The 12,395-nt window shown below is 37.9% G+C and carries 10 protein-coding genes and 1 tRNA gene; 6 read left to right on the top strand and 5 right to left on the bottom strand.

The genetic code is table 11. From position 1 onward, the window contains the following. Positions 1–36: 36 nt before the first annotated feature. A tRNA-Ser gene (locus VIX88_RS02385) sits at positions 37–123 on the bottom strand. A gap of 31 nt (positions 124–154) precedes the next feature. After that, a complete protein-coding gene (locus VIX88_RS02380; RefSeq protein WP_109475072.1) occupies positions 155–1,171 on the bottom strand; it encodes an asparaginase in 1,017 nt (338 codons plus the stop codon). Positions 1,172–1,446: 275 nt separating this feature from the next. Here VIX88_RS02380 and VIX88_RS02375 point away from each other — a divergent pair, with 275 nt between their 5' ends. From VIX88_RS02375 to carB, 4 genes are read left to right on the top strand one after another with little or no spacing between them, the layout of a single operon-like run. After that, on the top strand, positions 1,447–2,343 hold the full coding sequence (locus VIX88_RS02375) for an aspartate carbamoyltransferase catalytic subunit (RefSeq protein ID WP_064970516.1): 897 nt from the start codon (positions 1,447–1,449) through the stop codon (positions 2,341–2,343). A gap of 57 nt (positions 2,344–2,400) precedes the next feature. Then, positions 2,401–3,480, top strand: coding sequence for a glutamine-hydrolyzing carbamoyl-phosphate synthase small subunit (gene carA / locus VIX88_RS02370; RefSeq protein WP_064970515.1), 1,080 nt, complete (start codon positions 2,401–2,403; stop codon positions 3,478–3,480). Positions 3,481–3,491: 11 nt separating this feature from the next. Further along, positions 3,492–3,920 carry a hypothetical protein gene (locus tag VIX88_RS02365; RefSeq protein ID WP_064970514.1) on the top strand — a complete coding sequence of 143 codons (429 nt, stop codon included), beginning with the start codon at positions 3,492–3,494 and terminating at the stop codon, positions 3,918–3,920. A 44-nt stretch (positions 3,921–3,964) separates the two neighbouring features. Then, positions 3,965–7,147 carry a carbamoyl-phosphate synthase large subunit gene (gene carB, locus VIX88_RS02360; RefSeq protein WP_153926465.1) on the top strand — a complete coding sequence of 1,061 codons (3,183 nt, stop codon included), beginning with the start codon at positions 3,965–3,967 and terminating at the stop codon, positions 7,145–7,147. A gap of 61 nt (positions 7,148–7,208) precedes the next feature. On the opposite strand, the gene VIX88_RS02355 is transcribed toward carB, so the two are convergent. Next, the gene (locus tag VIX88_RS02355; protein WP_222535137.1) at positions 7,209–8,087 is read right to left on the bottom strand and encodes an IS982-like element ISRa1 family transposase; all 879 of its coding nucleotides are present in this window, start codon (positions 8,085–8,087) and stop codon (positions 7,209–7,211) included. Between the two features lie 147 nt (positions 8,088–8,234). On the opposite strand from VIX88_RS02355, the gene VIX88_RS02350 reads away from it, so the two are divergent. Then, the gene (locus VIX88_RS02350; protein WP_041321109.1) at positions 8,235–8,774 is read left to right on the top strand and encodes a hypothetical protein; all 540 of its coding nucleotides are present in this window, start codon (positions 8,235–8,237) and stop codon (positions 8,772–8,774) included. A 59-nt stretch (positions 8,775–8,833) separates the two neighbouring features. Further along, entirely contained in the window at positions 8,834–9,646 is an 813-nt protein-coding gene (locus VIX88_RS02345; RefSeq protein WP_064968439.1) for a GLPGLI family protein, read from the top strand. A 70-nt stretch (positions 9,647–9,716) separates the two neighbouring features. On the opposite strand, the gene VIX88_RS02340 is transcribed toward VIX88_RS02345, so the two are convergent. Together VIX88_RS02340 and VIX88_RS02335 are read right to left on the bottom strand one after the other, a co-directional pair. Next, the gene (locus tag VIX88_RS02340) at positions 9,717–11,066 is read right to left on the bottom strand and encodes a DEAD/DEAH box helicase (RefSeq protein ID WP_064971063.1); all 1,350 of its coding nucleotides are present in this window, start codon (positions 11,064–11,066) and stop codon (positions 9,717–9,719) included. Between the two features lie 149 nt (positions 11,067–11,215). Continuing rightward, a complete protein-coding gene (locus tag VIX88_RS02335; RefSeq protein ID WP_052910783.1) occupies positions 11,216–12,346 on the bottom strand; it encodes an acyl-CoA dehydrogenase family protein in 1,131 nt (376 codons plus the stop codon). Positions 12,347–12,395 lie beyond the last annotated feature (49 nt).

The raw sequence follows: 12,395 nt of genomic DNA, 5'->3' as shown, positions 1-12,395 counted from the left end.
AAATCCCTGTAATTTAATTTCTTACAGGGATTTTCGCAGAGAGGAAGGGATTCGAACCCTCGATACAGTTACCCGTATACTACCTTTCCAGGGTAGCTCCTTCAACCACTCGGACACCTCTCTAAAATTGAATTGCAAATATAGAAAAAATAATCTATTCCGCCATTTCTCCACAAATATTTTTGGAAAAAACATTGCTAAAACTTTCGTTAGAATACATAGGATTACCTACAATATGCATTGCTTTAGTAATTGCGGCTTCAGCGGTCATATCCCTACCACTAATAGCTCCTATTTCACTAAATATATTACTGTTTTCGTACTTTCCAAAGGAGATTTCACCCGAAATACATTGGCTAATAATCACAATTTCTGTATTATTATTTCTAATTCTTTTGAGAGTCTCTATGGTTTGTTTATTATTGAAGATAGTTCCAGAGCCAAAAACTTGAAGAATAAGTACTTTAACATTATCTAAACTGGGCAGATAGTTCCAGTTCATACCAGGGAAAATTCTAAGGAAGAATACCTCTTCTGATATATGGTAATCCACACTAAAAGTTTCGAATTTAGGTCTTAAAAGTACCTCTTTATCTACATTAAGATGTACGCCGGACTGCCCAAGTATTGGGTAATTAGGGCTGTGGTAAGCATCAAAATATTCAGCGGAATATTTAAGAGTTCTATTACCTCGTAGGAGTTTATATTCAAAATAGATGGCTACTTCTTGTATTACTGCTTTGTCATCTTCGTACAAACTGGCGTAGTAGAGGCTAGTTAGTAAATTTTCTTTGGCGTCTGTTCTAAGGTCTCCAATGGGCAGTTGTGAACCAGTTAAAATAACGGGTTTGTTAAGGTTTTTAAGCATGAAACTAAGGGCAGATGCTGTATAAGACATAGTATCTGTACCGTGTAGAATTAAAAAACCGTCAAATTCAGAATACTGTTCTTCTATGTATTTAGCAATAGTTTTCCATTCGTTTATGCCCATATCGGAGGAATCTACTGGAGTTTCAAAAGAAGTTACATGCACCTCACACTCCAATAAATTAATTTCAGGGATTTTATCAAAAATATGATTGAAATTAAAAGGATGTAGACTACCAGTGGTATAGTTTTTTTCCATACCTATTGTCCCTCCAGTGTAGATGAGTGATATTTTTCTTCTCATAACTAATTAAAAACGCTCGTGCAAATATAATTAGATAAATTTTAAACAAACATCTTAGATGTGGATAATTATTATGGTTTTGTTTATCAGGGATATAAAGTTTTTCTTCTTTTTCTCTATTTGGAAAATAGAAAAAATATTATATATTTGCGTTTAATGTGTCACTTAGAGAACATATTTAATTTGAAAACCGAAGGGCAAGGTCCTTCACAAAGATATTGTTATTATTAGAACGAAGCCATTGGCTTCGTTTTTTTTTATAATTTTTTTAAGTTATGCTTACAATTTCAGATTTATCTACAGAGAAAATTAGGTCTCTTTTAGAGGAGGCGCAAGGGTTTGCCAATGGTAGAATAGTTAAAAGCCAACAAGAAGTTTATGTGTCTAATCTTTTCTTTGAAAACAGTACGAGAACCAAAACAAGTTTTGATGTAGCCGAAAGGAAATTAGGACTCAATGTGGTGCCTTTTGATGTCTCTACAAGTTCGGTAAACAAAGGCGAAACGCTTTACGATACGGTAAAAACTTTGGAAAGTATTGGAGTTGATTTAGTGGTCATTCGCCATAGTCAAGACTTTTTCTTTAGGGAGTTGGAGACTATTAACATTCCTATAATTAACGGAGGAGACGGCACGGGTAACCACCCTTCACAATCTTTGTTGGATTTGATGACGATTTATCAGGAGTTTAAAAAGTTTGAAGGATTAAAAGTGGGGATTGTAGGTGATGTTAAACACAGCAGAGTGGCTAACTCTAATGCAGAAGCATTAAGAAGACTTGGAGCAAAAGTTTATTTTTCGGGGCCGGAAGATTGGTTTGATGAAGCCGAATTTATCAACGGAACTTATCTGCCTATAGATACGCTTGTAAAAGAGGTTGATGTGGTGATGCTTCTTCGCATTCAGCACGAAAGACACGGGGAGAGAATGAAACTCTCTTTGGACAAATACCACCAAAAATATGGTCTGACTAAAGAAAGAGCCGCTCAAATGAAACCAACTTCTATCATTATGCATCCGGCTCCTATCAATAGAGGGGTGGAAATAGAGACGGATTTGGTGGAAAGCCCTCAATCCAGAATATTTAAGCAAATGGAGAACGGCGTTTACGTCCGAATGGCTATCCTAAAACAGGCTTTGGAAGACAAAGGGGTAGCATTTAAAACCGTATAATTTATCTAAAAACTAATGGAATTGGTTTTTTAAACTATATAAATCTAAAAGTTAAAAATGAAAAAGAAACTAATTTTAGAATCAGGGGAAGTGCTTCACGGTAGGGGATTTGGTGCAAACCTTAACACCGAGGGCGAAGTGGTTTTCAATACAGGAATGACGGGCTATCAGGAACTCATTTCCGACCCTTCTTATTGTGGACAAATAGTGTGTATGACCTATCCGCTTATTGGGAATTACGGCATCAATCGCGATGATTACGAATGTATAGAACCTTCTATTAAAGGACTTATTGTGAAGGAGGTGTGTGATTTGCCTTCCAACTTTCGTTCTCAAATGGCTTTAGAGGAGTTTTTCAGTAAAAAAGGCATTGCAGGAATTTCGGGGATTGATACCCGAAAACTGACCCGAATCATTCGCAATCACGGCGTACTCAAAGGCAGAATTGTCGATATGGAAGCCGACGAAAACCAAATAATAGCCGAGCTGAAAGCCCAATCGCTTCCGACCAACCAAATCGAAACGGTATCGACCAAGACGCCTTTTTCTGCACCGGGGCGAGGGTTTAAAGTAGTACTAATCGACTTTGGAGCCAAGTTGGGAATCATTAGAGAGCTATCCCAAAGAAACTGCGATATTACGGTGGTTTCCCACGATACTACGGCGGAAGAAATCCTACTAATGGCACCAGATGGTATTATGCTTTCCAATGGTCCGGGCGACCCGCAAGATGTGCCTCACGCTCACGAAACGGTGCGGAAACTTTTGGGTAAAGTGCCTATTTTTGGGATATGTATGGGGCATCAGGTGGTTGGCTTGGCTTGTGGGGCTAAAACGTTCAAACTGAAATTTGGGCATAGGGGAGGCAACCATCCTGTTTTGGATTTGAGAACCAATAAGGTGGCGATGACGTCCCAAAATCACGGCTACGCTATTGACCAAGAAAGCCTTAAAAATACCGATTTAGAAGAAACCCACATCGCCCTTAATGATAGAACCAACGAAGGCGTGCGTCATAAAAAATACCCTTGTTTCTCAGTGCAGTATCACCCCGAAGCCAGTCCGGGACCGGAAGATGCCAACTATCTGTTCGATGAGTTTGTGGAGATGATGAAAGAATGGAAAAATAACCATTAAAAGTAAATAAAATGAGAATAATATTAGTGTTAGCATTCCTTGTAGGAGCTTTTTTTCAAGGTTTTGGGCAAAAAAAGAATTTCTATTTGTATAAAGGAGTTATGGATGGTAAAACTCCAATAACCATGTATCTACAATCAGAAGATAACGGATGTACAGGAGACCTTTATTATATGGGAATGTACAGCTATGGTAGTGATAAATGGATACAACTGGGTGTAAACAACAATGATAGAAATCAATTTGTTTTAGTGGAAGAAGGGGTTACTGGAGTGTTGATACTGCAAAGAACGAAAAAAGGTTTTAGTGGTTTGTGGATAAGCCCTGATACCAAAAAGCAATTAAAAGTGGAGCTGATTCAAGAGAAATTTCAGCCTAAAGAAAAGGAAGTTTATGAGCAAAAGTTAGAAAACTTGAATTACGAAAATCATGATTGCTAGTATTTGTAAACTTTAATGACCTTTAAATTCTAATAAAAATAAAAATGAAAAGAACAGATATAAAAACAATATTAGTAATTGGTTCAGGACCAATCATCATCGGACAAGCCGCCGAGTTTGATTATTCGGGAACACAGGCGTGTCTTTCTCTAAAAGAAGAAGGTTACCGCGTGATACTCATCAACTCCAATCCTGCCACCATAATGACCGATGTAGAAATAGCCGATAAAGTCTATATCGAGCCTATTTCCTTGGAGTTTGTCAGCCAGATTATTCGCAAAGAAAGACCCGATGCTTTGTTGCCAACACTGGGCGGGCAAACAGGGCTTAATATGGCGGTAGAATTAGAAAAATCAGGGATATTAGAAGAGTGCAAAGTAGAAGTTTTAGGAACTAAACTTTCAGCAATTAACCAAGCCGAAGACCGAGATTTATTCCGTGAACTGATGCGAGAACTCGGAGAGCCAGTCCCAGAATCGGATATTGTGAATACGGTAGAACAAGCCCTCACTTTTGCCAATACGATTGGCTATCCGGTGATTGTTCGTCCTGCCTTCACGATGGGCGGAACGGGGGGCGGTATCGCTTCCGATGAAACAGAGCTTAAAGAAATTGTGGCGAATGGGCTTAAATACAGCCCTGTAACCCAATGTTTGATAGAGAAATCTATTGCAGGATTTAAAGAGATAGAGTACGAAGTGATGCGTGATGCCAACGATAACGCCATTGTAGTATGTAATATGGAAAACATAGATCCAGTAGGTGTACATACAGGCGACTCTATTGTGGTAGCTCCTTCTCAGACGCTTTCAGATAGAGAGTATCAACTGTTGAGAAACGCCTCGCTGAAGATTATTAGAGCTTTGGGGATTGAGGGCGGCTGTAATGTCCAGTTGGCTTTAGACCCACAGTCGTTCAATTATTATATCATTGAGGTTAATCCGAGGGTGTCTCGTTCTTCGGCGTTGGCGAGTAAGGCAACGGGCTATCCAATTGCCAAGATAGCGGCTAAAATAGCGGTGGGGCTTACCTTAGACGAAATTATGAACCCCGTTACGGGCAAAACTTATGCGTGTTTTGAACCGGCATTAGACTATGTGGTTACCAAAATCCCAAGATTTCCATTTGATAAATTTGAAACGGCAGACCGCCGCCTTTCCACTCAAATGAAAGCCACTGGCGAAGTAATGGCGATTGGGCGAAACTTCGAGGAGTCTTTACAGAAGGCTATTCGCTCGTTGGAGACAGGCATCAGACACTTAGGATTAAAAACCAAACAAGCGGCACAGCTTACGCCAGAAGAAATAGAAAGACGCATAAGAGTTTGCGATGACGAGCGATTGTTCATCATTGGTGATGCGTTGAGGAGAGGCTACGATTGGGAGCAAATTGTAGAATGGAGCAAGATTGATAAATTCTTCATTTGGAAACTTAAAAAACTGGTGGACTTTGAGAAAGTCATTGCCGAAAATAAATTCAATGCCGAAACGCTTAAAGAAGCTAAAAAGTTAGGCTTCTCGGATTTAAACATTGCACACCTTTGGGGCGTTACCCAGAGGGAAGTTTTCAATTTCCGAAAAGAAAACGCCATTATGCCAGTCTATAAAATGGTAGATACTTGTGCGGCAGAGTTTGAGAGTGAAACACCTTATTTCTACGGTACTTACGAGGATGAAAACGAAAGCGTAGTAACGGAAAAAGAGAGTATTGTGGTCTTAGGTTCAGGACCTATCCGTATTGGGCAAGGGGTAGAGTTTGACTATGCCACCGTGCATTCCGTTTGGGCGATTAAAGAGATGGGCTACGAAGCCATTATCATCAACAACAATCCCGAAACCGTATCCACCGATTTCTCTATTTCGGATAAACTCTACTTTGAACCGCTCACAGAGGAAGATGTGATGAATATTATTGAACTTGAAAAACCTAAAGGAGTGGTGGTTCAGTTTGGTGGACAAACCGCAATTAACTTAGCGGACAAACTATCGGCTCACGGGGTTAAAATTTTAGGAACCTCTTTGGAAGATTTAGACCGTGCAGAAAACCGAGATAAGTTTGAAAAAGCCCTTCAAGAATTGGGTATTCCTCAGCCTTTGGGTAAAACTTCCACTTCAAAAGAGGAGGCGATTGCCATAGCGAATGAAATTGGTTATCCTGTTTTGGTGCGTCCGAGCTATGTATTGGGCGGTAGGGCGATGGAGATTGTCTATACCGAGCAAGAGCTTACCCATTATATGGAACACGCCGTAGATGCCAGCCCAGAACACCCTGTACTGATAGACCGTTATGTAACGGGTAAAGAGGTAGAGGTAGATGCGATTTCGGACGGCGAAACGGTGGTAATACCAGGAATTATGGAGCATATCGAAAGGGCAGGGGTACATTCTGGCGACTCTATTGCGGTGTATCCGCCACAAAATCTTACGGAAAAACAAATCCACGATTTAGAAGACTATACTATACGATTAGCGAAGGGGCTTAATGTTGTGGGATTGATGAATATTCAGTATGTGATAGACCAAAGCGGAGAGGTATTTGTGATTGAAGTTAATCCTCGTTCCTCCAGAACGGTGCCTTTCCTTTCTAAAATTACCGATGTGCCTATGGCAAACCTTGCCACTAAGGCGATATTGGGCAAATCTTTAGCCTCGCAAGGTTATACTAATGGGCTCGTGCCGAATAAGGACGGCGTTTTTGTGAAAGTACCGGTATTCTCGTTCTCTAAACTGACTAAAGTGGATATTTCTTTAGGACCAGAGATGAAATCCACAGGCGAAGTGATGGGGAAAGATGTTACCTTAGAAAAAGCCCTTTATAAGGGAATGATAGCCGCAGGTAGAAAAGTGCCGACCCACGGAGCGATACTCTTTACGGTAGCAGATAAGCACAAAGAGGAAGCGGCTGTTTTTGCGAGGAGGTTCCACGAGGTAGGCTTTAGAATCTGGGCAACGGAAGGAACGGCGAAATTCTTTGAATCTAAAGGCATACCAGCCAAAATAGGCTACAAGATAGGCGAGGAGGAAGTGAATTTGATAGATCTTATCCAAAAAGGAAAGGTGCAATATGTGGTTAATACCACCACCATAGGTAAGAAAACGGAGCGAGATGGGTTTCAGATTCGCCGTATGTCGGTAGAAAACGGGGTGCCTTGCCTCACTTCTATGGATACGGTGGAAGCTATCCTAAAGGTGATTGAGTCTATGAGTTTCAAGATGCAGGCAATGTAAATGCACCAAAAGCGAGGAGAATTTCCTCGCTTTTTTAGTTTAATTATACTCGTTGTGCATTTTAAATAATACTGATTTTTAGATGATTTAATTTTCTTTGGAAGATAAATTTATTGATATATTGAATAACCGTTGCGGCGGTTATTTTACTGATTATCCTTGTTTTAAAGCCTTCAAAAGTTTTAGCATTGTTTCTTTTAATCGTAAATTGGTCGCAAAGTTGAGAGAAAAATGTCTCAATTCGTTTTCGCTTTTTCTTGTACAATGAAAATTGAGGAATATAATCTTTCTGATTACTTCTCATTGGTGTATCTAATTTAATATTAGCATAGTTAAATAAATCTATTTGAACTTTTGCTGATAAATAGCCTCTATCTCCAATTAAAGTACAGTTTCGCATTTGCTCACCAATATCTTTTAAATAGTGGATGTCGTGAACGGATGCAGGGCTTATATCAAAATTCTTAATCACACCATTTAAAGAACATACTGCGTGTAGTTTATAGCCATAGAAATATAATTTCTGTGAAGCACAATAACCATATGTTGGTGAAGAATAGGATTGCTCTTTACAAATTTTTGAACGAGTAGAACGAGCGTTTTCACAAACTTTCATTGGCATGCTATCAACGATAAAAATATCTTCAAACTCATTGAACTCCATCGAAATACGCTGTCTAATTTGCTCTGTTTGTAGGGATAGTCTTCGTTTTCGCTTATTGTAAACACTTCTTTCAATTTTGTTTATCAGAGAGTTTGGCAATTTTCTAAATAACTGTAATTCGCTATCAATACTCAAGTATTCAGCAGTAATATTAAGACTTATGACTTCTAAATCGCTCATTTTAGGTGTTCTTCTCTGATAACTAATCAGTTGATTTTCTGAAAAAAGTCCTAAAACTTCCAAAATTCTTTCATATATTTGCTCTAAGTTGTTCATTTATATCGTTTTATAGCAAAAACAATATACTGATTTTCAGTCTAATAAACAACTCTTGTTTTTTTCATTTCATAATGCACAACGGGTGCATATTAATACATTTCTAATTACCTTTGATGGTGTATTAACCAATAAATTTATTTTATTATGAAAAGGTATTTTTCTTTTTTCGGAATTTTATTCATGTTTTCATTGATGTTAGGTACTTTACCAAAGGAATTTGAGTCTGTACTTTCTAAAAGTTCAGTGGGAGACTTTGATTTGGCTTATTTTAATATGGATGCTGATATCCCTAAAATGTATAGGATTGATAAAGGGGGAAATGTCGTTTATTTATCAAAGCAAGATATAAAGAGGATACTTGAACGAGATCTTTTTGATGAGAAAAATAACAAGGTGGATATAGTTAATGTGGAAGTTATTGTATATTTTGATAAAGACGACTTCAATAAGGAGTATTACATGTTAAGAGGGAATAATAAAGATAATACAGTTAAGGTAGGTATGGTAATAACAAAAACTAAAGAAGGATTCTTAATCTCAAATAAAAAATGTACATGCAAAGGTTGTCCAAATGGCTGTAATTTGAGACATTTTGGTGATGATTGCTCTTGCTCTGCTTGTTTTGGTGATAGTAGTGCAGGTTGTACAAAAAGTGAGGAAATGGAAGTTCCTGGTGATAGGTAAAATTTATGTACAGCCTTCCAATAATTTATGGAAGGCTTTTTTTGTCTAAAGAATATTTTATGAAAATAATACTTAGATTTATCGGTTTATTTTGTTTTATAATTTACGGTTTTGGACAGAATTATAAGATGGTCTATTCTTTTGAGATGAAATATAATAGTAAGCACGAGGGAATTAGGGAGTATATGGTATTATTACAGAAGGGTCAGGAATCGGAGTTTTTAAATCAGAAATACTATGTTATTGATTCTATCAACCGTCAAAATCCAAAACAAAAGCAGTATATCACCCCGCGTTATTCGGATATTGTGAAAAATTCTTCAGAGTTAGGGAAGTCTTTATTTTATAAGCATCTTGACGGTTTTATTTATGAATATCCGAAGTTCGTTCAGTTGAAATGGAATATTCATAAAGAAAAGAAGGACATTTTGGGCTACCATTGCCAAAGAGCAACCGTAGATTATGGAGGTAGGCATTGGGAGGCTTGGTTTTCTAATGAAATTCCAATCCAGTCTGGACCTTATGTATTTCGAGGGTTACCTGGATTTATTTTAGAAATAAAGGATATTGAGGAGTATTTTAAATATCAAATGATTTCAATAGAGAAACAACACGAAATTAAGTGGGTAGAGCCTTCTGCAGTAATGGATGGGAAGATAGAAAGGCTTAAGGAAGATCGTTGGTTGGCCATTGTCCAAAGCTATTATAATAACCCAATCGCTAATTACAAACTTCATAATTGGAAAATGTATAAACAGGACGGCTCGGAGTTTACGGAGCAAGACTACAAAGAGATGGGGCGGCAAATACAAAATGAATTGAAAAGAAAAAATAATCCAATAGAAAAAGAATATCAACTTATCGTAGAGTAAGCTATTAGGAGGTGATTTATTAAAAAAGCAAAACTCCCTTGAGAACACTATTCTCAAGGGAGTTTTTATATTATTTCTTTTTTCTAGCTTTGGTTTTTGCCTTTTGTTGAGCTCTATTAGCTCCAATTTTTTTAGGTGGTTTTCTTTTACTAGGTCCGCCCCAATTTTCTTTCTTGTTTTTGGCTTTCTTTTCGTGGAAAGCACCGCCTCCTTCATTAAGCTTTATCACCACAGGATTTTTCATTTTGACTTCCTCTTTTTCCGAAGCTATTTTCTGTGGATTGATTTTAACTTCCTCTGGCATAGGCTGAACTTCCACTTCTTTTTTCATCAAGATTTCAATGTCAAGAAATAAGGCTTCTTCTTTTTCTGTGATGAAAGAAAGTGCAATACCGTCTTTATCCGCCCTACCTGTACGCCCAATACGGTGAATGTATTGCTCTGGAATGTCTGGGATTTCAAAATTAATCACGTGGCTGATGTCTGATATATCTAACCCTCTAGCCATTACATCGGTAGTGATGAGCCCTCTGACTTCTTCTTGTTCAAATTTTTTCATCGCTCTTAGACGATAGTTTTGAGACTTGTTAGAGTGTATCACATCAAAACTTTCGGGGTAGATTTCGTCTATTTTAGTGAAAAGATAGTCGGCGTGTTTTTTATTGTTACAAAATATCAACACTTTAGACATAGATTTATCTTTATCAAGAAGATGCTGTAAGAAGTTGATTTTAGTATTAAAGTTAGTTACCTTAAAAGCGATTTGCTGTATTTTTTCCAGTGGCGTCCCCGATTTGGCTAAAGAAATTTCTATCGGATTGGCAAAATATTCATCTAGCATTTCATCAACAGCATCAGTCATTGTTGCGGAGAAAAGAATGTTTTGTCGCTTTTCTCTCATCATTTCGAAGATGTGTGTGAGTTGAGGACGAAAACCTAAGTTAAGCATCTCATCAAACTCATCAATAATTAGTTTTTGGACTTCTTTTAAAGAAATAGCGTTGTCTATGGCTAAATCCATCACTCGCCCTGGAGTTCCTACCAAAATATCACAACCATTATGAAAAAGTAGCTTTTGGGTGTTGATGTTTTTTCCACCATACACGCCAATAATTCTTGTACTTAGTTTTTCACATAGTTTCTCCAAAATTTCAGCTACCTGAACTACAAGTTCTCTAGTGGGAACTAAAACTAAAACAGTAGGGTTTCCAGATTTATTGTATTTCCAATTTTTGAGTACAGGTAATAGGTAGGCTAGGGTTTTACCAGTACCTGTTTGGGCTATCCCCATAATATCTCTGCCAGAAAGTATTGGTTTAAAGCTTTTCTGTTGGATAGGTGTAGGTTCAAATAGTTCCAAATCGGCTAAAATATCTAGTATTTTTTCGGGAAGTTCAAAATCTGCAAAAGTAATGTTCATAATTTGATAAAATTAAGGTCTAAAAGAATAACCAACAGGCAAAGATAACTATATTTGAATAAACAGAAGAGAGAGGTAATAAAAAGGGTTAAAAAAAGCCCTCACGTGTGTGGGTGAGAGCTTTTAGAGTTACTTTTTTGAATACTCTTTTATTTAATAATATCTCTACCGATAACTAGCTTTTGTATTTCGGAAGTCCCCTCACCAATGGTACACAGTTTAGAATCTCTGTAATATTTTTCAGCAGGGAAATCTTTGGTATAGCCATAACCTCCAAATATTTGCAATGCATTGTTGGATATCCTTACACACGCTTCCGAAGCGTAGAGTTTTGCCATAGCACCCTCACGCGTCATTTTTTGTTTAGCATTCTTTAGGGTAGCAGCCCTTTGTATAAGAAGTTCGGCAGCATCTATCTCTGTTGCCATATCAGCAAGCATAAAATTGATGGCTTGAAAGTTGGCGATTGCCTGTCCAAATTGATGTCTTTCTTTGGCGTACTTTAAAGCAGCTTTGTAAGCTCCTTTAGCAATACCTAAACTTAAAGCAGCGATGGAAATTCTTCCGCCATCTAAGATTTTAAGGGCTTGTTTAAACCCTTCGCCTACCTGTCCTAAACGATGCGAGTCTGGAACACGAACATTATCAAAGATAAGTTCTGCCGTTTCGGAAGCTCTCATGCCCAGTTTGTTTTCTTTCTTTCCAGAACTAAACCCAGGCATACCTTTCTCTAAAACGAAAGCAGTAGCATTATTAGAGGTATTTTTTTCTCCTGTTCTTGTCATAACCACGGCAATATCTCCAGAAATAGCGTGAGTGATGAAGTTTTTAGCTCCATTGATGACCCACTCATCGCCGTCTTTTACCGCAGTGGTATTCATACCTCCTGCATCAGAACCTGTATTGTGTTCAGTAAGCCCCCACGCTCCGATAACTTGACCAGAAGCGAGTTTTGGAAGCCATTTTTTTCTTTGTTCTTCGTTACCAAACTCGTAGATATGATTAGTACATAAAGAGTTGTGTGCTGCTACAGAAAGCCCAATAGATGGATCTACTTGAGAAATTTCATCTAAAATGGCTACATACTCGTGGTAAGATAATCCAGAGCCTCCGTATTCTTCGGGAATTACAATACCCATAAAGCCCATTTCTCCTAATTGGCGGAAGAGTTCCACAGGGAAGGTTTGGCTTTCGTCCCATTCCATAATGTATGGGCGGATATTTTTTTCTGCAAACTCACGAGCTGTTTCAGCTATCATTTTTAGGTTTTCTGTATTCATAGTAGTGTTATTATCGTTCCTCCAAATATAAATAATTTTGTTGAGGTTG

The sequence above is a fragment of the Riemerella anatipestifer genome (assembly GCF_035666175.1).
Classification (GTDB): Bacteria; Bacteroidota; Bacteroidia; order Flavobacteriales; family Weeksellaceae; genus Riemerella; species Riemerella anatipestifer_D.
The sequence above is the reverse complement of the archived record's forward strand: the minus strand, read 5'-3'. Positions and strand labels throughout refer to the sequence as shown.

Bases quoted from the DNA above. Each gene is read 5' to 3' on its own strand.
- VIX88_RS02340 (WP_064971063.1), bottom strand. From the start codon at position 11,066: ATGAACATTACTTTTGCAGATTTTGAACTTCCCGAAAAAATACTAGAT.
- VIX88_RS02335 (WP_052910783.1), bottom strand. From the start codon at position 12,346: ATGAATACAGAAAACCTAAAAATGATAGCTGAAACAGCTCGTGAGTTT.
- VIX88_RS02365 (WP_064970514.1), top strand. From the start codon at position 3,492: ATGAGAATAATATTAGTGTTAGCATTCCTTGTAGGAGCTTTTTTTCAA.
- carA (WP_064970515.1), top strand. From the start codon at position 2,401: ATGAAAAAGAAACTAATTTTAGAATCAGGGGAAGTGCTTCACGGTAGG.
- VIX88_RS02355 (WP_222535137.1), bottom strand. From the start codon at position 8,087: ATGAACAACTTAGAGCAAATATATGAAAGAATTTTGGAAGTTTTAGGA.
- carB (WP_153926465.1), top strand. From the start codon at position 3,965: ATGAAAAGAACAGATATAAAAACAATATTAGTAATTGGTTCAGGACCA.
- VIX88_RS02375 (WP_064970516.1), top strand. From the start codon at position 1,447: ATGCTTACAATTTCAGATTTATCTACAGAGAAAATTAGGTCTCTTTTA.
- VIX88_RS02350 (WP_041321109.1), top strand. From the start codon at position 8,235: ATGAAAAGGTATTTTTCTTTTTTCGGAATTTTATTCATGTTTTCATTG.
- VIX88_RS02380 (WP_109475072.1), bottom strand. From the start codon at position 1,171: ATGAGAAGAAAAATATCACTCATCTACACTGGAGGGACAATAGGTATG.
- VIX88_RS02345 (WP_064968439.1), top strand. From the start codon at position 8,834: ATGAAAATAATACTTAGATTTATCGGTTTATTTTGTTTTATAATTTAC.